Below are 22,126 nucleotides of genomic sequence, written 5' to 3' on the forward strand. Positions count from 1 at the left end.
CAACCAGACCACGCGTCACCTCGGTCTCCTCCAGCATGATCCGTTTGCGCTCGAACGAAAAGGTCAGCTGCGATCCGACATAGCGCTGCTCGCGCTTGCACAGGATCTCCGTCAACCGATCCGGCGCCAGGTTCAGCGGCCGATGCAGATCGTCAGCCCGGGCAGGGGCAACCGCAAATCGTGCATTGTAGCCCTCCATGAAGTCCGGCAGGAACGTATTACCAGCCTCCATGCTGTCGATGCCGCAAAGCCGCAGTTCCTTGACCAAACGGTCCTGCAGCGTCCGGTTCATNACATAGCGCTGCTCGCGCTTGCACAGGATCTCCGTCAACCGATCCGGCGCCAGGTTCAGCGGCCGATGCAGATCGTCAGCCCGGGCAGGGGYAACCGCAAATCGTGCATTGTAGCCCTCCATGAAGTCCGGCAGGAACGTATTACCAGCCTCCATGCTGTCGATGCCGCAAAGCCGCAGTTCCTTGACCAAACGGTCCTGCAGCGTCCGGTTCATGCGCTCGACACGGCCCTTGGCCTGGCTCGAATTTGCACAAAGAATCTCAATGTTTAACTCGCAAAGCGCACGCCCGAACTGGGTCATGCCCTGGCCGCCTTTGGCATCCTTCTTCGCCACCCGGAACACCGAATGCTTGTCCGAATAAAAGGCAATCGGTGCGCCGTGACGCTGGAGATAGAGCGCCAGCGCCTCGAAGTAGGTGAAGGCACTTTCGGAGCGCACGAAACGCAGCTGCATCAGCCTGCCGGTCGCATCGTCGACAAACACCAGCAGCGAGCATGGCGGTCCGCGATCCTCGAACCAGCGATGCTCCGACCCATCGATCTGCACCAACTCGCCATAGGCCGCGCGTCGCAGCCGCGGCTGATGAAACGTCCGGCGCTGCTTGCGTGACAACCACAGTCCCGCATCCGACATCCAACCGCGCACCGTCTCGCGCGACACAACCTGCCGGTCGCATCATCGACGAAAACCAGCAGCGAGCAAGGCGGCCCGCGATCCTCAAACCAGCGATGCTCCGACCCGTCGATCTGCACCARCTCRCCATAAGCTTCGCGTCGCAGCCGCGGCTGATGAAACGTCCGGCGCTGCTTGCGTGACAACCACAGTCCCGCATCCGACATCCAACCGCGCACCGTCTCGCGCGACACACGCAAGCCATCGCGCTCAACCAACTTCTCCGTCGCCAGGGTCGGCCCGAAATCCGCATAGCGTTCACGAACCAGCGTCACCGCATAATCCCGAACCCCGTCGCTGATCCGATTGTTCGACGGCCGGCCGATCGCCTTGTGCCGGATCGACGCCGCGCCACCACTCCGTATCCGTTCCAGCAGCCGACGCACCTGGCGCTCACTCAGATCAAGCACATGCGCCGCCGACACCACCGACATCCGCTCGGCCACCACCTTCGACAAAATCTCGATCCGCTGCAGGTCGCGCTCGCTCATTGCTATCAATCCCATCTGCAATCTCCCAGACGTCGCTCAGCGCCGGGGAGTGTGACATTCCAACTTTGCAGAAACAGGACACTCTAACTTTGCGGCCACACCGCAAAAGTGGGATAAGCTTTATTATGGAACATGTTTATGGCGTGACGACCAGCGTCGAGGACCATGGCTTCTTCATGAATTCAAGCGAGCGGATCAAGCGGCTGCTGCATGCGGTCAATCTGCCGAGCTTCAAGNGCTATCAATCCCATCTGCAATCTCCCAGACGTCGCTCAGCGCCGGGGAGTGTGACATTCCAACTTTGCAGAAACAGGACACTCTAACTTTGCGGCCACACACCTTTGTTCTATAATCAACGTTATGGAACATGTTTGCCTTCCTCAGAAGAAGCGCCAATATGAAAAACGAAGTCTAAAGTTTCCCAACCGAACCGACAACATCCGCAACCTAACCCCTAGTTTTTCCCAATTATGAAAATTCCGACTTTTCAGTGCGTTGCGTCCGCAGCAATTGCGAAAGATTGGTTCGGTCAGACTGCATCTGAATAGATCGCTCAAGGAGTTTTTAACACGCGTCTCGTAGGCCCTATGGAACCGCGATCTGCGGGTTCGGAATTACGGCGGAGACCAAATGAGCAGTCCTGGTTCGGTGCGGGTGGCTGTGAGCGTAGTCTTACTGACACTGGAGGATGGTGAGCTCCGGGTCGTACTGAAGTCGACCCAATGTGGCCCTCATGACAACCAGCTCAACCTCATTGGCGGAGTCCTCCGTGGCGAGGAGCAAATCGATCTGGAGCTGATCGTCGCGAAGTTGCTTGAGAAGAGCGTCGGAACGGCCGACGTTTTCCTTGAGCAGCTTGCGACCCTTTCAGGGGTGACCTCCAACAACGAAGGCCGGCCGACTGTCCAGGTTTGCTATATCGCCTTAATGCCGGAATCTTTGTTTCAGGCGGCGCTTCAGCATTCACCGGAGCTCAAAATTTTCCCCGTTGAAAGCTGCCCTACCCTTCCCGATCACGGTGATAGCGCGCTCGCTGCGGCGGTCACGCGACTACGAGGCAAGGGAGCTTGGACGGTAATGCCGGCCTACCTTCTCGACCGAGAGTTCACGGTCGCTCAGTTAGGTGCCGTCTATGATGCGGTAGTCGGCACAACTGCGTTCGGCATGAATTTTCGGAATAAAATCCTAAGGGCGAAGGTCTTAACCCCAACGGGCACGAAGCCGACGAAGGGTGCGACGAGATTGTCGGAGCATTACTCTGTCCGTCCCGGTGCGTTCGATCTCAAATTTCGTTTGTGAACGATGCTCCCGTGCAGGACGACAATGATTTAGTCATCGCGACGCGGAGCTGTGCTGTAGCTCCGGCCACGATTGCCGCCTACGCCGCGTGCAGTTTATGAAGTTCGCCAGTATGGACCGGAGCGAAGTCTCGATGAAAAGTCACCTCGTGGTGGACTGAGAGCGCTCCATGTTGGTCGCGGACAATGAAGTGCCCTGTCTGTGCCTTGAGGGCCTCGGTGGGATTGAACAGCGTTACACTAGCTGCTGAGATCACCATACGCTCGTAGCACTCACGGACCCACTCGGGAAATGCTCCCCAACTACCTTTTTCGAACCCTATTAGCTCTCGGGCACAGACCACTTCAACAACGGTCGGCATTCTCAGATATTCGCGCATCGGACAGCAATTTCCTTACTCGACATTCAGCCGTTGTCCGCCGCAGTTTTGACCGCCGGACCGCTGAACCATCCCTACGAAGCTATTGCCCTCTTTGCGGCGGCCCGGCAAACCAAACTTTTATTGTTCACAAGATGAATCTGAAATAGTCTGTTGGTTGCCCCTTTGGCCTAAGCCGCTGCCCATAATCCGGTCTCCGCTTGACAGCCTGAACGATAGATTTCGTTGGCAGGGGACAATTTCGTGAAAATATCCCGGCGCACCTTTGAGATGCGGAATGAAGAACTTGAAAACTTTGAGGCGAGCACCGTAAGGTGACACGGCGCGGCGTCCATAGGGCAAAACGCCATCAACGTGCGGCACCAGACTTTCCTGCAGCTATCAGGTTACTCTGGTTTTAGAGACATCGAGCAACCACCTCCTGGATAATGGAGCGAATGTGCGGCCGTTTCGACCTGTTGCGACTAGGAACGCATTAAGTCATTTTGCAATTCTCGTCGTCCTGCATTGCGTTCTCTCGTTCTGCTCACTTGAAGCATTGGCAGCACCACGGAACGAGCAAATCCATGCTCCCTCGAGGGTCATAGCACTTCCTCCTCCTGTGGAGATCGAAGACGTCGAGTACGATTGCGATGGTAGAGGCCATAAAGCCTGCCACCTCGCAGACTTCGTTCGTCGAGCCAAGGTCTGCGCGCTTGTTATCGTAAGGGCCGGTGTCGCGACCTTTGAAAAATACGATACCGTGAACGAGTTCTGCTCCGCCGAAAATGCGCCGCCGAACGGGCCCAACAAACTCTACGGGATCGCGTCCGTAACCAAGTCGATCACGTCGACAGTGTTTGGTCACGTACTCGCGACCAAGGGTGCCCGCACCAAGGAGGATTTTCAGAAGGAACTAGACAGGACAGTTGGTGACGTTATCCCGGAGATTTGGCCCGGCATCTTTGGGGGATACGCAGACGTTCGACTGGATCAACTGCTTCGTATGCGTTCTGGCATATGGTGGAGCGAATATGGATGGCACGGCTTCTTCGCAGGGGCTGCGCTCTTCGAGAAGTATGTCCGGCACGACATGACCGAAAGCGTCGTCCACTTTGCACAGCGGTTTGGGTTTCGATCAGGCCCGCCCATTGCGTTTAACTACTCTGCCCTCGACGCTGCTGTGGCGGCCGCCAGTGCGGAGAGGCTTCTCGCGGGTGCCCCGCTGACACGCTTCTTTGAAGAAGGCCTCTGGACCGCGATCGGGGCTGAGAACAAGGCCACCTGGGGCATAGACAACACCGGCTTGGCGATCGGCCCTTGCTGCTTCAAGGCGTCAGCTCGCGACTTGGCGCGTTTTGGTCTGTTTGTCCTTCGAAAAGGCCGCGATAACGCTGGGAACGTTGTTGTACCCGAGGGCTGGTTCGAAATCGCGACAAAAGGGTCTCCGAATTTCCCCGAACTTCGCACCCCGTTTCAAAACAGTGACTGCCATCTCGACTACGGGTTTTTCTGGTGGCTGCGCCAAGGTAAAACCGATTTCACGGCGGTTGGCAGGGATGGTCAATTCGTACATGTGTTCCCGGAGAAAGACACCGTCATCGTTCAGATCAGCGACTGGCATGCATGGACAAACGGGGATGCGCTTGAGTGTGAAAGCTTTCGTGCTCACGACGCGTTGGTTTCGGCCATAGGTCAGCTGTCTCGACCGTAAGAGCCTCTACCCGCGACCGGGTGCTCTCGATCCCTGATCATCAACGCGTCCGTGGATTTCGCGCGAGCACAACCAAAACGGAGGGAGAGTGCCTGATCGAACAGAACGGCCTCGAACAGATGCACCGTTCTGACGACATTCTGATCTATGACGCGGCTCGCCCGTATCGTCAGCGGTATGACTGGTCGTACAAGCTGTTGACCGTACGCGTACCGCGCCAATTGTTTGTGTCGCGCGACATCTCACTTGAAAGGGCGAACGGACTTATCGTTGCAGCAAGGTCCGTATATGGGACGTTGGTGACCTCTTTGCTGCGGGATGTAGATCGGCTCAGCATATAGTCGGGCCAAGATGAGGTGGCGTTGTTCGCGTCTCCGGCGCTCGAGATGATTTTCACCGCTATCGGTCGAAGTATGAAGCAGGAAGTCCCTGACTCCAACAAACGCAAGGCTGCCTTAGACCGAGCAAAGAAGTATCTCATAGACCATCTTGCCGACGAAACGCTCACGGTGGATCACGTTACCGGCGCTCACGCGATTTCGGTCCGCACACTAAGCCGTCTGTCTGCGGAGACGGGTGTCACTCCGATGGGTTGGCTTCACACTCAGCGCCTCGGAAGGGCATTCTCGATGCTGGCCGAGTGGCGGACCACCAGCGTTACCGAAGCAGCGTTTTCCTGCGGCTTCAGCGACCTTTCGAACTTCAGTTGTGCATTCAAACGTGCCTTTGGCCGAAGCCGCAATTCGGTTCTCGCTGCCAAATCTGGCTAGCGTTTAGCGACCAGCATTTGACGGCCTGTTCGCCGGTGGCTCCGATGGGGTCTTGTTTTCCACGGAACCAATAAGGTTGAGGTGATAATCGAAACCTTTCAGTCATGAGGCTCCGATAGAGAGGCTACAGTAATAAGAGAGCCTGACATGAACGATCTTCACACCTTCGCAATTGGCGACGTCCACGGCCGAGCAGACCTGCTGGCGGGTCTTCTGACGGACATCACCACGCGGTCCGCCGCCGCTGGCTGGCCCTTCCGCGTTGTCTTCTTGGGCGACATCATCGATCGGGGGCCAATGAGCCTAGCCGCGTTGCGGTTGGTTCACGAGCATCTTGCGGAATTTCCGGAGTCCGTTCTCATCCGCGGCAACCACGACTGGTTCCCGACTAGAATTCTGGACGAGATACCGGAGGATCAACAGGCGCGATTTATGAACCATTGGATCGTCAACATGGGCGGTGAAGCGACGATCCGTGCGATGGGATACCTTGGGGACGAGTTCTCGGTCGAGGTGCTTCGTGAGTTCTTTCCTGCCGAATATTTGGACATGATCCGCAACGCCAAGACGTGTTTCGAAACGGAGGAATTCATTTTCGTTCATGCGGGGGTAAGCCCGGGTATCCCGCTCCCGCAGCAGAAACCATATGATTTGATGTGGATAACGGAGCCGTTCCTGTCTCTTGGGGGTGCAGTTGGCAAGCCGATTATTCACGGCCACACAATCACTGAATCGCGCCGCCCGGAAATCTACCTGGACCGCATTGCCATCGATACAGGTGCCTACGACAGTGATAACCTAACCGCATTTCACTTCGATCCTGTGGGATCGCTGGAGTTCCTGTCCTCGACTTTTCACGGTGTGCAAACCGTCGAGCCGATCCTCCTGGAGACGTATGAGGACCCCTATGGGGTGGCCGGCGGACACCTTCGACAATAAACCGGGCCGGCCGGACGCTAACGTTTAGTTTCTGGCCCTGTTTGGAGGCGAATCTTTAGCGGGTTCGCATTTTTCCCCGCAGGCACGATAAGACGCCTCCCAAGTGGTTCGAAGTCCGCGCCAAGCACCTTCCCAAATGGCTCTGATCCGTCCTTGGGTTCGTCCTTCGATGGTTCGGTCACTTTCATGGTGAGCCTCCTAAACGTTGCTCAACCTACCAAACCAAACGGGCTGCTGTCGAGGATGCAGAATCGCACCTTTCAGTGTCATGGACACCGACGATTAGGTCGATCTTTGTCCGCAAAGCACGTCTCCGGCGGTCGCTGACGTCAGCGTTTGGGTTCAATTCGACAGTCGCAACCGAACGACCTTTGGATCGTGATCGCTCATCTGTTGTTCCTCTGGATATACCGAGTTCACGTGAAAGGTCCGGAAATCCGCGGAAGTGCTTGCGCCGGCGCTGATCAGCGCATGGTCGAGGGCCTGGGAGTTTCCCTCGAAAACATAGCTAAATCGTTCGAGGGGCGCATCACGGAGTGTCAGGTTCTCGAAGGCAGGGGTTCCGCCCGTCAAGACCTGTAAGGGCTCCTCAAACCACAGCGTATTGAAGTCACCGACGATGATGACTGGGTCATTCTGATCAGGCAGTGTTCGAACGAACGTCTTGATCGCCCTCGCCTGCTCGGTCCGCTTGCTCAACGTGCCGTCCTTGGGAGGCTGGACCTTCCCGAATAGCGGGTCACTTCCGCCTTTAGACGACAAATGGACGTCGATTACGGTGAGGTGCTTGTCACCTACTGCGAACCGGGCGACCAAAGGAAGTCGTGTAGCTTCAAATGATGGGTCGGTGATCCTACCAACACTGCTGAGGTCCGGCTTGGCCTTTGCGTCATCATAAAGGATCGCGCATCGGATGTTGCCACCCGGCTGCCCGCCCTCTTCGTCATCGACCGGCGGCATGTCAATCCATTTGTAGTCGCGCCCGCCGGCTGCTTTGATAGCTGCTGTGAGTGTCTTGAGTGTTTCGTCGGCAGCGATCACGTCGGAGACTTCGGCACCGTCGTTATCCTGGATTTCCTGAAGTGCCATGACGTCGGGTGAACCCAGGGAGTTTACGATGTGCTCGGCGATTTTGGCAAACCGCCCCTTGCCGACATCGTCGTCGATCTCGTCCTTGTCGTATACCTTGGCAAGGTCTTCGTTCTTCGGGTCAAGATTCTCGACGTTGTAGCTGCCGACCGTAACGAACTGCGGCCCGCTTTCGAGTGGTGGTGACGACGGAAGCGTTGCGCTCGTGACCGAGCCAGCGGTAGTCGCGATAATCTCGTAGTTGCCGAAGGAGTAGTTGAGCACGCCGGTTACCGAGGCGAGCCGATCACCGACCTTGAGCTGATAGTTGGTCGGGTCGACGAGCGTTTTGTCGAATTGTACTTGGATGCGCTCGGGATTCGAATCTCCCGGGGTCGAGGTGATGCCGCCATAGCTATTCATCCCTGTAGCGTGAGCACCGTGATCACCCACCACCCACATTTCTCCGAATTTGTTGGTAGGGCCAACAACGCCGGCATCCTCAACAGTCACCAGCATGCCCTCGAGGGTCTCGAAGAAAGGTATCCCAGATCGTTCAGGATCACGGCCAGCGATCGCTTCGGTAACGGGGCTACGGCCGCCCTGCCCGATGACGACAGGCGAAGGGAGTCCTGCGGTGCCCGTCTTGATGATGATTGCCGGTGAAATCGTGGTCACGGACAGATGGTTGGGCGCTTCAGTTGTTTCGGTGACTTGGCCTTCTACGGAAACGCTATCCCCGACCTTGATGTCGCGTGATTTCGAAACCACGACGACTGCGTCCGAGGTGGTAGGGTCGTTGTCGCCCGCTGCGTCCTGGACGAAGAAGAACGTGTCCGCACGCACCTTTCTGATCGCCGTGACCACACCCTTCGTTTTGACGGTCTTACCGACCAATGGAGATGTATCCCCTCGGCCCTGTATCTGTGGGATTGTGAGCCCCTGTGAGGCAGCAGCCTGCATTGGGCCGGTGGCCAGCCATGCGGCGGCTAACGTTACGGCGCGTACTGAACGCAATGGTGACATGGTCCCCTCCCCTAGCGATTGTCCCTCACAGAAACTCGCCGCAATGTTGTATAGCAGGAAGATCATGCAATTGCGACAGTCCGAGCCGTACGCACCCAACATGAGGAAAATTCCTCAATGTGAAGCTCCCGACCTGGACGCCGTGTTGGATGAGAATCCGCACCGTCGGTGGCAATTTTACAAACCTTCGTAACCTTTGAGAGTAGAAACGAAGATACAAGCACTCCGACAAGGAGTTGCGATATGTTGCCACTGAAAGACGAGATAGCCGACGATCTTATGGACGAAAGGGCAAGACCATTTGACGCCGTTCTAAAAAGCATTTTCGAGAAACGTCACGTGCTAAAGCGTTTCATAGATGCTTATGTCATTGGCTTACCGCACCCCGATATGGCTGACCAGTACGAGGTCGGCGAAGACGATGGCGTGGAATTCCTGAAAAGGCTTATCCCGTTCGTACAGGTGTTAACCACATATAGCGCTCACGCATGACGTGTCCCCCCTGCTCGGATATACGGGCAGGATGAGCGAAAGGTTTTTTCCAACACGCTGGTCCGAGGACCGGCCTCCGTCGCTGGAGAAGTTCACGTCGGACTTCGCCGACGATTTCGCCTGCGCGGAGTATTTGGCGAAGAAGCGTTGGCGAAACGGCTTCAGATGCCCGAAGTGTGGTGGCAACAGGGCCTGGCGGCTTGAGGCGCGACCTTGGGTTTGGGAGTGTCAGGGCATTAGGGTCAGCCTGAAAGGCGAACGAAGGAGGACGGGGTGCCGTCACCAAACATCCCTGATCGCCGGGACGGTGATGCACGGGACGCATCTGCCGCTGAGGAAATGGTTTCTTGCCGCGTATCTCGTCGCCACGCACTCGAACGGGATGTCGGCTCTGCAGTTGCAGGCAAAAATAGGGATCGCCAGCTACAAGTCAGCCTGGCTTCTCCTTCACAAACTCCGCCGCGCGATGGTTGACCCCACGCGAAAGCGGCTCTCCGGCGTTGTGGAAATTGATGAAACGAACATCCCTTACCGGAAGAGAACCGATCCTGTCACGGGCGGGCAAGGTCGCAGTCCAATAGGGAAGATGGTTCTCGTCGGGGCGGTAGAGATCGAGGACAAATTCTATGCCGGACGGATGCGCCTACAGCGTGTCCAGGTGGCGGATCGCGAGACGCTGCAACGCTTCATCAGGGACAATACCACTCCCCTGACAGAGATCATCACGGATGGTTATCGCGCGTACGAGCGCCCACCGGAGAGAAAGCACAAGGCGCACAATCTAAGCGGCAAGAACGCCTTGCCAGCGCATATCGTCCTGAAATGGGTCCACCGCATCTTCTCCAACTTCAAACGCTGGGCGATGGGCACCTACCACGGGCTTCGCGAAAAACACATCGACATCTACTGCAACGAATTCGTTTTTCGTTGGAACCGCCGTCGCAGTTTCCAGACCTCCATCGACACGATGCTCGGCCTCGGTCAGAAGATCGGCCGCGTCACTTGGCGCGGCATCGTCGGCGACACGAGGAAATGGAAGGCCGAACACAGCGAGCAGGTGCTGAAGATGGTCGATCCTAGCCGGTTGAAGCGTGCCAAAAAGTACGCTTTCGAAAACGGCATGGATATCTTCGACGCCCTTGACGATATCCGTCGCGAAGAGGAGCGCCATAGATATCGCCGCGACAAGCCTCGCCGCCCCGTGCTGCCTCAGCGACGGGTGGGTGAGGAGCGCAACACGCGCCGATACATCCATCCGCCACGTTTGTCTCCGAGCGAGATCAAAACTGGATACCTCAGCCACATTCTGATCGGATCGAAGATCATGTCTCCTCGATTGAAATCGGCTGTGGACGGAAAAGCCAAAGCATCGGCTTAGCCCGCCCTTCTCATCGACCTGCCGTGCCGAATCTGTCCATGACTCTTAGTCTTGGTTGGACCGAGAGGACTTCTTTGCATTTTCTGCAAAGAAGTGAGCACCGCCAAAATTATGCGCCGACTTCGAATTGCTACCTGAGGTAGTAATTCTTACATTGAAATTAGCTATGGCTAATTCTCAATTGGCGGTGTGAGCCTGTGCGAACGGGATAAGCCTTTTCCTGAAAGAAGAATTTCGCCCTGAACAAGAAAAATGGTTTGCTGACAAGGTCGCGCGGGTTGGGGATGACCTCGTTGTACATATTGAGCAGCAGACAAGTCATAATCGGGTGCGAATGTTTACCCGGATGCTACAGTACGCGACCTTCATCACAACTTTCTACGAGTTCGACATCAAACTTCTGCAGGTCTATTACTATACAGGCGACGGGACTTTAAATTCGTCGGCGAGCGGAAGCATCGCCTCGTCTGGTAATTACGCTGTTCAGAACCACTTTGCCTTTGTCGACGCCGGCGCTCATGATGCATGGGAAATGCTAGAAAGCGGAAATCCCTATTTTGCTATCCTCGGCCTCCTTTCACGTGAAATCAGAGAGTTTGATCGTTACCTGCAGCGGCTGCTTGCGTTGGGTGAAGCTCATTTTGATACCGGCGATTTGCGCGAGTGGCTTGTTGCTTGCACTGCTGTTGCGTGTCTTAGAGATCGCCATCAGGCTATTCTAAGGAAGCTAAAGCCCATTATGCAGAACCAGGTCTTGAACGATCCAATTATCAGAACATTCGGTGCCGCAGGACGATCGGAAGGGAGAGCATTGGCGCGGGACTTTTATGACCGCACTCAGAGCTTGAAGGCTTCGCTGAGACCACGTCGGGTTCCGAGAGCTTTCCTGGACTGGATTATGCTGAATGCCTCCGAGGAAGATATGGTCGCCATGGAAAATGCAATAGCGCCCGGAATGACCTTCGATGAGTTGGTGGAAGAATCTCGTATCGATTGGGCTCCTCGTCGAAAGCACGGTCTCTGATCAGCGGTTCAAAGCTCGAATTTTTGGTTTTTCGGAACTGCCTAGCCGAGCCGCTAAATCTCGATCACAAGGTCCGGGTCAAACCCCGTCGCCTCCCCCGGATAGCCCCTGGGGTTGCACACGATTCTCGTAAAACCGAGCACGTAGTCCCACCGCTGATGAACATGCCCGTGCATCCACAGGTCGGGTTCGGCTTCCCTGATGAACGCTTCACAATCGGACGCATAGCACGGCGATAGTGGGTCATCCCGAAAGTATGGGAAAATCGATCGGGGCGACGGCGCATGGTGTGTAACGACGACCTTTTTTCGGATATCGCTCCTTGCCAGGCTTTCCGACAGAAACCGCATTGAGGCGTCGTGCCTCCGGAAGGCATGGATAGGTCTGAACTTCCTGAACGGTTTCTTTGAAAGATTTACCCGCCGGTAGTCGTTCATTCCCTTCTCGGCCCACCACATCGCTGTTTCCGGATTGCGATTGAACAGTCGGAAATCCGTCCACAGCGTCGCGCCGGAGAAGAGCACATCGTCGATGACGACATCTCGGTCATCGAGGAAGTGAATGTTAGGGTAGCGCTCCCGCAAGGCGTTGGCAGCCGTGATGCTCTCAGCCAGAAAGCCACGATAAAACTCATGGTTCCCGGCGACGAAAACCACAGGCACATCCGGCCCCGCGAAGCGGGACAGCCATTCGATGCTAGGCACGACGCCCTTATCCAGCACATCGCCGGCGCACACGATCACGTCGACGTCCGATGGCGGTGTCACTCCGAAGGGCTTTCCGAATTCGAGATGGAGGTCGGAGAAGAGCCAGATTTTCATGCTTTCGCTCCCCCGACGGAAACCTCATGAGTGCGCAGAGCCTGAATGACAACCTCTCCAGAGAGTTCGTAGGATTTCGCCAGCCGCTCGGCCATGCTTTGCACCACGGGCCGTTTTGAGGTGAGGATTTCCATGGCCCTGTCTTGTTGAGCATTCAGTCGCTTTCTGACGGCCTCACGAAGAGCGGGATCGCTTTGCCTGAGGTTTTCCATGGGCCGCTGGCCCACCCCGATATCGGTGACAAGGCTTTCCCCGAAGGCGAAGCAGCGCTCCATCATCGTGGCAAGGTCGGTCGCCTTATTAAGGTCGGAGGTGACATCCCCTCCGGACGCAAGGGAGTGTTCCCCGAAGAAAATGCGCTCCGCAGCCATACCACTGAGAAGAATGGCGATGGTATCCGCGAAGTAGGATGCCGACGTCATAAGCGGTGGCTTCTCGTTGAAATTGGTAACGCCAATCTGGTTCCATCCCACTCTGGAGGGCCGCCACCGATTGATCTTGACGTCCAGGAGTTGGCTTGGCCTCAAGGTGGCTCCAACCACAGCATGTCCGATCTCATGGATGGCGAGACGATACCCCTCCTCTTCCGTGTAGGCGGACAGCGGCGGCATCGCCGCGAGCAAGTCGTCGTCTGTTACGGTCTTCCGCCCATATCGGCGAGCAATGCGCCGTGCGTCTCTGGCCAGCTTCTCGATTTCGGCACCAGACCATTCCTCAGACTGAACGACGAAAGGGTCGAAGTCATTTACGGCCAACTCTGGCAGATGGTACCTCAAGATTGCTTTGCGGTCGTCAGCGTCCAGGCGCGGGATTTCGATGATTTGTTCGAACCGACCGGGACGCAAGAGTGCGGCATCGATCGCGCTGGGGTCGTTCGTAGTGCCGACCACAATCACCCCTTCCCGCCCGCCCGAGGGGTCCAAGCACTCCAGAAACGCATTGACCACCTGACGCTTGTAGTCGTGATTGTTGCTGCTTTTGTAGGTTTGCCGGTCGCCAACGCTGTCGACTTCGTCGATGGCAAGAACAGAGGGCCTGGCGGCCGCCGCTTCCTTGAACGTCTCCCGCATCGCTTTCAGCATATCGCCGAGATGTCCTGTTGCCTGCCACTGGGCGGCAGAACTCGCAATGAGCGGGATTCCACAGGTATTGGCGAGCGCTCTGGGGAAGGTTGTTTTTCCGAAGCCGGCAGGCCCTGCAAGAACGATACCCTTGTCGATGTCGGCCCAATCGAGCTCGCCTGCCTGCCAAGCCTTAACGTCAGCAGCAAGTTGAAGGCCCCAAACCTTCGCCGCTCCGAACCCGGAGAGTTCCTCAAGGCGTGGGGACGAGCGGTCCGGCGCTGCAGGGGTGGGCGGAGAGTCTGACGGCGCGACGGCTTGGAGGCGCTGGACCAGATTTCGAAGCGAGCGGTTTGCTCGCAGAGCGAGGCTGATGTCGCGTAGGCGGCATGTGGACAGATATGCAGTGTCATCGTCGGAAACTGCGAGGCCGCGTGCTTTTGCCGCCGCATGGAAATGGCGGGCCGTCGGCATCTCCATCGTGATACGATGGTCGATGAGCAACGCGAGCTCGTTAGAGATTTCCGAATCGTCCGTAAAGAAGATCAACGCCCGACGGACCTCACTGAACTTGTGCACTAGGTCCCAGGCACGGGCCTTGATGGCGGTCGCATTGGTGACAAGTACAACGGAGTTACCAAAGTCGTCGGTCTCGCATAAAGGGTCGAGAAGACCACGGGCAGCCGTCTCGTAGATGCGAAGGTCGTGGTCGTCGGGTAGTCGAATGGCAAGCACGTATTGGGAAGCCGTACGAAATGACCGGATCGACCGACGAACAGCCATCTCCGCGACTGTGGTGGCAAAATTGGCCCGCGGCCTGGACTTGTGTAGCCAGTATTCTTTGAGGGATGTCATGTGAGCCTCATTGGAGTTGGAGTGTCGGCGGCAAGGCTCAGCCGCGTATTCGTCTCACCATCGTCTCAGGCCCGAGAAGCGCCTCATCGAGCTCCACCTCGACAAAGCCTTGGAGGATCATCGAGGCCAACGCCGCTACAGGCTGCGTTTCCCGGACAATTCCGAGGCAATCGCCAAAGGAAAGCGAACCGTGCTCATCGAGTGCCGCCAAAATCCGCATGCGGTCCCCCAGCGGTACACCGTGGGAAACATACCTGAGCAGGTCTTTTGCGTTCTGCAGGCGGAACCCGTCGTAAATCTCGGATGGTTCGAACAGGCGGTACTGCGCTCCCTGTTTCTCGGCCATCTCGGCCATCTCGAAGTTGTCGTATGGGACTTTCTTCCCGGGAGCATCGAGAAGCCAAAGCGTACCATCGATCTCTGTCATTAAAAAATCGGGAGTGTACTCGCCATCTTGTGACGCTGGCGAGGGAATGAGGCAGCTCCAAGATTGCACTCGATGATCGAGATCAAGGAGACAAGATAGGTCCGCAGCTGCTTTTGACCGGAAGACCGGGCGTGTCGGCCCCTTAACTGTAGGGCGGCCGCTGATTGCCTGGAGCGCGTCGGCTGAAATCGAATTGGATGATTTAACGTGTTCGTTGGATGCCATGCGTGACCTCAATACAAAAACGAATGGACACCTTCCGCTCTCGCGGCAGCGTTCAACGTATTCGTATCGGGAACAGGGCTCTCTTGATCATGGCGAGAACAATTAGAGAACAAAATATGGGGAGTCAACAGGCATTCCATGCATGGCAGCTGTCGTGCAGCGTCCAAATTGCGTTGCGGCTATTCGCGGCTCGCTTGTTCGCGAAATGATTGGATCATCTCCTTGGAAACGTCGCCAGGAAAACAGATTGGCGCGTACCCACCTCCTCTGTTGTAGGCGCTCCGTTTTCCGCACCTCCGACCGCCGCGATCTGTGTTGTATGGGCATGCACACGATCCCGGATACATCGACAGGGACTCTGCGATTATCCTCTGGATCACCGTCGTTTCAGGGATTTGCCGATTGGACGGTTTTGCTTGTTTTACACCGGTAGGTTTGTCCGGCTGCTCGGCCGGTTGCTTCTCTGGTGCCGCCTCCTTCTCCTCCGGTTTGGTCTCCGAGAGAAGAGATGCCGAAATCCACCCTTCGCGGGCCGTCAAATTGTCACGTACTCTAGTCCAGGTCGATTTCGTCTCGAACGCCATGACCTCGCGACCGCTGTCATATCGGTCAAGCACGCCATACTGTCTCCCGGGGCCGTCACGAAGGGCCACCTTGCGGCCCCGGATGAAATTGGTTTTCCCATCGATAGCTGGTGATGCTGGGGGCGGCCTTGTAACCTCCGTCTGGGCGGGCGGTGCGGCTGTGGTGGTGGCACTGCTCGGGCCGGAGCTCGTCTCCCGGGAATCAGAAGGCGCATGGTTGGCGATCTGCGTGACGCTTGTGTGCGCATTCTTGTCCTTATCGGACATAGCCCCAATGACAACCAAGCCAAACAGAGCGAGTGCAAGGCCGGGCAGTACTTTGTTAGATTTTCGCGATCCGCGACTGCGTGGCATTACGTCCCTACCCGCTCCCTCACTTGCGGCCCTTGGTCGATATCCGACTCGTTACACTCCCCTCTTCCGAAACGATGCGTAGTATCGGCCCCATCTCGACCTCGTAGACGAACGCTGCCGACCCCGCGGCTTCCTTCTTTCTCTTTGGGTCGAGAACCCTCCAATCGTAAAGGCCACTCACTCGGCAGCGATTTGCGGCACAAATCGTCGAGACGGTTGCGAGTTGGACGGTGGAGGCTCGCATTGGCCAGCGGTCCGCATACGCGGCTTTGTCTTGGAGAACGTCGGGCTTGGATTTGACGGAACCGTAAAAGGATATGCTGTCGGAATAGACGGTTGAAGCAAGCGCCAAGAGTTCGGGCTTGGGCAGGGAGCTGGCGGTGATCACGCCGAGGACGAAAGCCTTTGCCTTGTCCTCATCTGTTTTTGACGGCACTCGATCATCCAGCTTGGTAGTCGCGATCGCGACTGGTTGGAAATCTGACGGTGTCATGTTGATTTTGAGCGTTGTCAGTTCGGCCGGCGTGAAGATGTAGATGTCTTTCGGCGGAGTACGAAGCATCCGGGTTATAACATCGGACGAAACGTCATACTTGCTCAAGGTTTCGATGATGTCCGAGAGATTGAGTTGAGCTGTCTCGAGGTCTTCCGATCCGGAAATCTGATGGACACCCAGTTGTCCCTGAGCAAGGCGGCCGACGCCTGCGAAGAACACGAATGAGCACGCGGACGCGCAAAGGCTCTTCTCTGGGATCAGCGTCTTGAGCTTACGCTCGTGGATTTCCTCGGCGATCAAGAGGCCAGCCTGAACCGATCCACCTTCACTTTGGAGGATGATCGTTTCTGTCTCAGGGTGAGCCTGGAGCGCTCTTCGAAAGGCTAGCGGTGATCGAAAGTCGAGCGCCCCGTCAAGGACAAGTGCTCTGGGAATCTCGGGTAGGTAGACGAACGGCGCGGTGTCGCTAGCGGTCTGAGCAACCAATGACGTCGTTGTCAAAAACACGAAAAGAAGGGAAAGGAAGGCGCGGCACATGAACAACCCCAGATTTTGGCGGATTGTCCAATGAAAGCCGCTGGAAGTCGAGGTACTACGCGCGCCAATGTAGTATTGACGTTAACAAGACGGGCGTTCTACTTCGATCGAGAAGAATGCCGAACGGTGCTTGAGCTTCTCAACAAGCTAGCTGCTTTCCACAACGTGGAGGTTCGCAAGATGCCGGATGACGATATCCGTTAGCTCTTCGCTGTCCTCACGTGTCATTTGCGAGAAGCTGCCGCCTTGAGCACGGACATGCATAAGCAAGCGCTGGCTCGCCTCGGTTCGTTCGACCGCTGTGATCGTCGCGCAGGTCTGCTTTTGCGTTTCCTCAGTCATAAGAAATTGTCGGCTAAAAATCTCAAGCTGGTCAAGTGGCAGCCACGCGAGTGAAGCCACGAATTGAACGGTTCGTTTACGACGTCTTCTGACCTTTCCTAAATCCTTGAGTTGTAGACGGATCGGAAAGCATCACGAGGAAGGTCACATGCAGTCCCAAGAGAAAACGACCACATATGTCATCGGCCGCACGGACGGCTTGGTCGTCCAACTCCGGTCGTTGATAAGCTGGATCGAGCGCGACGCTGCCGAAAGGTCTGCAAGGGCCCGTGTAATATTCCTTGGAGGCATTGTCCACGGTGGCAAAACGAAGCTGATCATGGACGAAGTTTACCGCGTGATGGAGAGGTTTCCTGGATCAGCCGTGGTGAAAACGCACCGTGAAGAGAACTTTCTGGACTTCCTGGAAGGAGACTGGAATCCGAGCCCAACGCGGTGGTGGATGACGCACGGTGGTCGGGACATCGTTGAATCGTTTGGCGTTTCGCCAGACATGAGACGGTCCGCCGACATTCGCCGCTTTCTCAAGAAGACATCCCCACCCCTATTGGATGTTCTGAAATCGGCGAAAGACTATGACACCGAAGGCGATTACTGCTTCATCCGCGGGAGTGATTGGCCAAATTCGGACCTCACGGGCTCCGACTTCTTCTTCGACAATCTGGGCGGTGGTGCGATTAACGCCTGGAGCAAAGTGATGAAGAAAATCATCGTGTATTCCTGGAGGCCCTCGAACGACTGCTATCCGGAGGTGGATGACGACACCATCTCGCTCGGTGGTTTTCCCTCGCAGACTGGGCGTGTTGACGTGCTCGCCATCGACGAGGGACGGGCTACGCGCTTCGCGATAGCGAGCGGCGATGTTCGAGGCGGGGTGGTTTCCATCTACTTGAAACCAGTTGAACTGTTTCGGAAAGGTCCTCTTGGGGCCGTGCGCTTTGCGGAGGCGATCTGACGTCGTTACAGGGCGAGTGAAAAGACGCGGTTCGTCAGCGTTACTGCTCCTAAGGTTGGAGCGACTCCGCCCTTCGCCTAATTCGGATTTCTATGCGACGACGCTCCTGGACGTCTCCTGCCTGTCCCGCAGTGAGTTTATCACCCGGGACAACCAGCTGCGCGGCAGACATCGGTAATACCGTTACGCCCTTCAGATTCGCGTTTGCCTTCAAGATATTTGCGACCGCAATCGCCCTCGCAAGCCCCAGCCCGGCATTATCCGCTGGCTGAAGGGCATCGATCGGGAGCTTGCCTTCAATGACACCGATGGATGCGTCATCGAGATTGGAGGTGCTTCGGGCGACGCGTTGTTCGTCAGTGTGGCCAATCACCTCTACCACGTCGACCTTGTAGCGCTCGAGGTTGTCGGCGATCTGTTCCGCAATTGAAGTTTCGAGCTTGCCCTCGAATTCCTGCGTCAACGCGGCGCTTCCCGAGGTGAAGTAATAGCCTCCCGCTTCGGAGAGATTGATGATGGGCGGCCACTCGTGTGGTTTTATGTCGCCCTGAAGCATCTTCTCGAGCTGGCTCGGTGCCCTGTCGAGTGGAATGTTGTTTTTGGCAAGGACTTTCGCGACAGCCGCGAGCTTTTCCAGATCAGCGGGGCTCGCGTCATACATCTTGAGCCTGTCAATGATCTGCCGAGCAGAGACCAATTCTCGCCAATCGCTCTCGAACTTCGCTCGATCCGCCGGACTCATTTGGGAGCCGAGTTTCGACTGTGTGTCGACGAGTTGCGCCGATAGTTCTTTGTTCTGTTGTTCCAGCTGTACGAGCCGCTGCTCCGCCTCCATACGCTGTTTGCGCTCTGCCGTGATCATCGCGGCGGCGACCAACAGTAGGCAAAACACCAACAGAAGCATCGACTCCGCCATCGTGAGCCCAAGTATCAGGCCGCGGTTGTAGCCTTTGTGCTCCAGTTTCGGGCTTGCATCAGTCCCGTTCACCATCTGAACAGCCGCCGTTTCTGGACAGCACCGGCAGGAGTCAGCGCGGGCGTGTTACCTGCCGAGGTGCCATCCGTGGGGTCTGCAACCGCCGTTTCGCTCACGACCGCGTCAATGGTGTCCACGTCCACCGTGGAAAATGTAGGAGCCGGGGTCTCTCTCTGGCGTTCAAGCGCCTCAGCTATGCGATCCAACTTGCTGTCGATGCTGGTAAGTGGCTTGAGGGCATCGTCGACCTTGGCAGTCTGAGAACGGGTTTCGGCGATCCCCTCCTCCATCCTCCGCAAATGTGCGTCGGTCATATCCTTGATCGCATCGACGGTGGGGGTGAGCTCCAGTCGTATCACGTCCTCCGGTTTCCTGATTTCACCAAGTCGCGTACCGACGCCCTCAACTGAGACGCCAAACTTGTCGATGATCGTGGAGAGCTTGTCGGTCGTTTCGGTCAGCTTCCTCGTCGCTTCGGCGGCTTGATCGGTCACTGACCTGTTGTGGTCCTCGATGATCGACGAAAGCTTGGTGGCGGCCTCCTGGATGGGGATGATCGCTTCCTTTGATATCGCCTCAATGACTTTCCGGATTTCCTCGCCATTCTTTTCCGCCTGGCGACCGATCTCCTCAAAGCCTTCCGTCAGCATCTGATTGCTGACCCGACGATAGTTCGAAAACTCTCGCGCGGAGCTGTCAGGTTCGGTCCGAACGCGCCGTGTCATCTCCGCAAGCTCGTGACGAGCGCTTCGTTCGATGTCGATCGGATCGCGGCGCATTTGATTGAACAAAATACGCAAAGTCACGCCAGCTATGGTCGATGTCACCGCGATACCGAAGTTACGGACAATCGTCTCGATCGAGGTTTCTCCGGCGAACATATACAGGGATACGCCAAGGCTGGAGAGCGTGAAGAGGAATCCCATGTAGTAGAGGTTGTCGCCCGCCTGCTCGTTATGCAGCCGAAATCCTGCAAACGCAATCGAAGCCAAAAAGTAGGTGGCCATCAACACAAGAGGAACAGCAGTTACGACAGGTGTCGACCAAGCTGCCAGCTTGGCCGACCAGATGAATATCATTCCCCCAATCGTCACAGCCGCAAACAGCACGATCGGTGCCCAGACCCGAAACGCTATCCTTGCTGTGTCGTTTGTCGGCATCACTCCAGCCCCTCCAAACGCGTGAAGCCGGCGAAGTCCCCGTTGTTCTTCTCCACCCAGGATTCCCAGAACATGGCCAGGTCCTCCATTTTGAACTTCTGCCCAGGCCGCTGGAAAGCTAGGATTTTGACCTGAACACCATCCAGGGAGGTCCGGAACTTTTCACGCCCTGGACTGGCTTCGAACTTGGTGATCGAAACCCCGTCACGATATGCGGAAAAGACGGGGGTATGCTCGACCATGTCGGAGGCAACGTACAAGGTCTTCGGTATGCCCGGAGCCAAAGGCTGGAAGGCTTCGAGGTTTATGCGCTGAATGCCCGCCATGATCGGAGAGAATTCGCCCGAAGCGCCGGAACCGAGTTTCCCCGCGATATCATCCAACGGTTTCTGGAACCCCTTTTCCCAACGTTGCTGCACGAGCTTGGGATTGCTTGTCCATTCGTTCGCCAGATCGCCACTGCCAGGATTGCAGCCGTGGAAGGTCCGTTCAAGTTTCCCGGCCTCTTCCGTCAGAGCGTAAACGTCGATCGCGCCATTGACCGGCACGCTGGAGACCAAACGTTGGAACTGGTTCTTGAGGTCAAGGGATGTTGCCTCCGAGATAGGGTCGGTGACGTCCAGCAAAATCGCGGTTTCGCTGGACGGCCCCGTCGTCGGGCAAAGTGATGCCTTGTCGAGCGATACGGTCGACATCGCTTGATACTTGAGCCAGCCGAACGCCCCGATCATGGCCAGCGCGACTACAGAAAGCGCAATCGTCGCCAAAACAGCGCCCGTCGAAAAACCGCCTTTTCTTGACCGACTGCTACGCCGCCTGTTCCGAGCCAACGCCTGCCTCCGGGAATAGATTATCTAGCTTGTGGTATTGGGCGACTGCGGCCTCAAAGGCTGCGCCGATCTTGCCTATCTGATCGCTGAGTTCCGACTGGGCAAGCTGGATACGTTCCGACAGAACACGGTCGTCCCAATCTTCACTCGTCTTTACGACGGGCGCAATCCGCTCCAACTTGTACCCTGCCGCGAAATACTGAGGCTCTGCGTCCGTTCTCGCAGCTCGGTTCGCCTCGCGATATGCCGTGAGAACGGAATTCGCGGTCCGCTCGAGGTGGCTTTGATACTCCGCGAATAGCCCCATGGTCCGCGTACGATGGGCGATAATGGCGGCAGACTCCTGGCGACGTGAGCTCAGGTCCCTGACGATCTCCTCGATCTTGCCGTTATGCTCATCACGGATTTCACGGAGGTTGTCGATCAGGTCGAGCTTGCCGGAGATGTAATTTTGCCGCGCTTCGTCCAGGCGGCGCTGGACCCCGGCGAAGCCTGGATAGGGGTCCGTCAGCGTACAGCCGTCAATGAATGCCAAGATCGAGAAGAAAATTCCGATTGCAAAAAGCATCCAGGAATTCAACTCCACCAGCCCCATCGGATTGTCCCGAATACGACGGATGACCTCCGTCCCCGCCCCCTCGAGAATTGTCGCCGACACCTCGCGGTAGTGGGCAAGGGCGAGATTCACAGCAAGCGCCACACCGATGTAGGAGGCCAAGCCGAGCAATCCGACGAGCTTCATCAGCCACGACCGGTGGACAAGATTCCGGACACAAAAGAAGGCGAACAACAGCGCAGCGCCGATATTGAGGACAGCGAATACGACAGCCTCCGTGATGCCGCCGATGATGCCCTGTTCACTGCCCTTGGCGAGGAAGTTTGTGTTTCGGCGTGCAAATTTAACCCCCTTGGCGGGGTAATCGGCGTCCAATTTTGACCCCCCTCAGATTTCATCTGACCATCCGGCTTTTGGCGGC

16 protein-coding genes and 5 pseudogenes are annotated in these 22,126 nt (G+C 56.6%); 9 read left to right on the forward strand and 12 right to left on the reverse strand.

Annotation, left to right across the window (positions count from 1 at the left end; translation table 11 throughout):
* From ASE04_RS30060 to ASE04_RS32215, 3 pseudogenes are all read right to left on the reverse strand, one after another.
* Window positions 1-292, reverse strand: a pseudogene (locus ASE04_RS30060) (ISNCY family transposase); the annotation flags it as partial.
* A gap of 1 nt (window position 293) precedes the next feature.
* Window positions 294-955: pseudogene (locus ASE04_RS14235) on the reverse strand (ISNCY family transposase); the annotation flags it as partial.
* Between the two features lie 107 nt (window positions 956-1,062).
* Window positions 1,063-1,473 (reverse strand): annotated as a pseudogene (locus ASE04_RS32215) (helix-turn-helix domain-containing protein); the annotation flags it as partial.
* A 615-nt stretch (window positions 1,474-2,088) separates the two neighbouring features.
* Here ASE04_RS32215 and ASE04_RS14245 point away from each other — a divergent pair.
* From ASE04_RS14245 to ASE04_RS14270, 5 genes are all read left to right on the forward strand, one after another.
* Window positions 2,089-2,757, forward strand: a complete 669-nt coding sequence (locus tag ASE04_RS14245) for an NrtR DNA-binding winged helix domain-containing protein (RefSeq protein ID WP_056818298.1) — start codon at window positions 2,089-2,091, stop codon at window positions 2,755-2,757.
* Between the two features lie 980 nt (window positions 2,758-3,737).
* A complete protein-coding gene (locus ASE04_RS14255) occupies window positions 3,738-4,829 on the forward strand; it encodes a serine hydrolase domain-containing protein (protein WP_056818302.1) in 1,092 nt (363 codons plus the stop codon).
* Between the two features lie 20 nt (window positions 4,830-4,849).
* Window positions 4,850-5,170, forward strand: a complete 321-nt coding sequence (locus tag ASE04_RS32220) for a hypothetical protein (RefSeq protein WP_082597347.1) — start codon at window positions 4,850-4,852, stop codon at window positions 5,168-5,170.
* A 72-nt stretch (window positions 5,171-5,242) separates the two neighbouring features.
* Window positions 5,243-5,599: a helix-turn-helix transcriptional regulator gene (locus tag ASE04_RS14265; protein WP_162260528.1), complete on the forward strand. Its 357-nt coding sequence runs from the start codon at window positions 5,243-5,245 to the stop codon at window positions 5,597-5,599.
* A 147-nt stretch (window positions 5,600-5,746) separates the two neighbouring features.
* Window positions 5,747-6,538 carry a metallophosphoesterase gene (locus ASE04_RS14270; RefSeq protein WP_056818308.1) on the forward strand — a complete coding sequence of 264 codons (792 nt, stop codon included), beginning with the start codon at window positions 5,747-5,749 and terminating at the stop codon, window positions 6,536-6,538.
* A 342-nt stretch (window positions 6,539-6,880) separates the two neighbouring features.
* On the opposite strand, the gene ASE04_RS14275 is transcribed toward ASE04_RS14270, so the two are convergent.
* Complete coding sequence (locus ASE04_RS14275) at window positions 6,881-8,632, reverse strand: endonuclease/exonuclease/phosphatase family protein (RefSeq protein ID WP_162260529.1); 1,752 nt, start codon at window positions 8,630-8,632, stop codon at window positions 6,881-6,883.
* A 243-nt stretch (window positions 8,633-8,875) separates the two neighbouring features.
* Here ASE04_RS14275 and ASE04_RS14280 point away from each other — a divergent pair, with 243 nt between their 5' ends.
* From ASE04_RS14280 to ASE04_RS14290, 3 genes and pseudogenes are all read left to right on the forward strand, one after another.
* On the forward strand, window positions 8,876-9,124 hold the full coding sequence (locus ASE04_RS14280; RefSeq protein ID WP_056818312.1) for a hypothetical protein: 249 nt from the start codon (window positions 8,876-8,878) through the stop codon (window positions 9,122-9,124).
* Between the two features lie 31 nt (window positions 9,125-9,155).
* A pseudogene (locus ASE04_RS14285) lies at window positions 9,156-10,343 on the forward strand (IS1595 family transposase); the annotation flags it as partial.
* A gap of 493 nt (window positions 10,344-10,836) precedes the next feature.
* Window positions 10,837-11,526, forward strand: coding sequence for a hypothetical protein (locus ASE04_RS14290; protein ID WP_056818314.1), 690 nt, complete (start codon window positions 10,837-10,839; stop codon window positions 11,524-11,526).
* A 53-nt stretch (window positions 11,527-11,579) separates the two neighbouring features.
* On the opposite strand, the gene ASE04_RS14295 is transcribed toward ASE04_RS14290, so the two are convergent.
* The 4 genes from ASE04_RS14295 to ASE04_RS14315 all read right to left on the reverse strand — a co-directional run bounded on the left by ASE04_RS14295 (window position 11,580) and on the right by ASE04_RS14315 (window position 16,649).
* The gene (locus ASE04_RS14295) at window positions 11,580-12,293 is read right to left on the reverse strand and encodes a metallophosphoesterase (RefSeq protein WP_338012491.1); all 714 of its coding nucleotides are present in this window, start codon (window positions 12,291-12,293) and stop codon (window positions 11,580-11,582) included.
* Window positions 12,294-12,343: 50 nt separating this feature from the next.
* Complete coding sequence (locus tag ASE04_RS14300; protein ID WP_056818318.1) at window positions 12,344-14,263, reverse strand: AAA family ATPase; 1,920 nt, start codon at window positions 14,261-14,263, stop codon at window positions 12,344-12,346.
* Window positions 14,264-14,300: 37 nt separating this feature from the next.
* On the reverse strand, window positions 14,301-14,915 hold the full coding sequence (locus ASE04_RS14305) for a hypothetical protein (protein WP_056818321.1): 615 nt from the start codon (window positions 14,913-14,915) through the stop codon (window positions 14,301-14,303).
* A 957-nt stretch (window positions 14,916-15,872) separates the two neighbouring features.
* The gene (locus ASE04_RS14315; RefSeq protein ID WP_156408792.1) at window positions 15,873-16,649 is read right to left on the reverse strand and encodes a hypothetical protein; all 777 of its coding nucleotides are present in this window, start codon (window positions 16,647-16,649) and stop codon (window positions 15,873-15,875) included.
* A gap of 727 nt (window positions 16,650-17,376) precedes the next feature.
* On the opposite strand from ASE04_RS14315, the gene ASE04_RS14325 reads away from it, so the two are divergent.
* The gene (locus ASE04_RS14325; protein WP_056818326.1) at window positions 17,377-18,183 is read left to right on the forward strand and encodes a hypothetical protein; all 807 of its coding nucleotides are present in this window, start codon (window positions 17,377-17,379) and stop codon (window positions 18,181-18,183) included.
* A 49-nt stretch (window positions 18,184-18,232) separates the two neighbouring features.
* Here ASE04_RS14325 and ASE04_RS14330 read toward each other — a convergent pair whose 3' ends face one another.
* From ASE04_RS14330 to ASE04_RS14345, 4 genes and pseudogenes are all read right to left on the reverse strand, one after another.
* Window positions 18,233-19,174, reverse strand: coding sequence for an OmpA family protein (locus tag ASE04_RS14330; protein WP_056818328.1), 942 nt, complete (start codon window positions 19,172-19,174; stop codon window positions 18,233-18,235).
* On the reverse strand, window positions 19,168-20,319 hold the full coding sequence (locus ASE04_RS14335) for a hypothetical protein (RefSeq protein ID WP_056818329.1): 1,152 nt from the start codon (window positions 20,317-20,319) through the stop codon (window positions 19,168-19,170). The genes ASE04_RS14330 and ASE04_RS14335 overlap by 7 nt, the downstream gene beginning before the upstream one ends.
* The gene (locus ASE04_RS14340) at window positions 20,319-21,149 is read right to left on the reverse strand and encodes a hypothetical protein (RefSeq protein ID WP_056818331.1); all 831 of its coding nucleotides are present in this window, start codon (window positions 21,147-21,149) and stop codon (window positions 20,319-20,321) included. Before ASE04_RS14340 ends, ASE04_RS14335 begins: the two co-directional genes overlap by 1 nt.
* Window positions 21,127-22,035 (reverse strand): annotated as a pseudogene (locus ASE04_RS14345) (hypothetical protein); the annotation flags it as partial. The gene ASE04_RS14340 and the pseudogene ASE04_RS14345, both read right to left, overlap by 23 nt.
* Between the last annotated feature and the right edge of the window lie 91 nt (window positions 22,036-22,126).

It is taken from the genome of Rhizobium sp. Root708 (assembly GCF_001429725.1).
GTDB lineage: Bacteria > Pseudomonadota > Alphaproteobacteria > Rhizobiales > Rhizobiaceae > Rhizobium.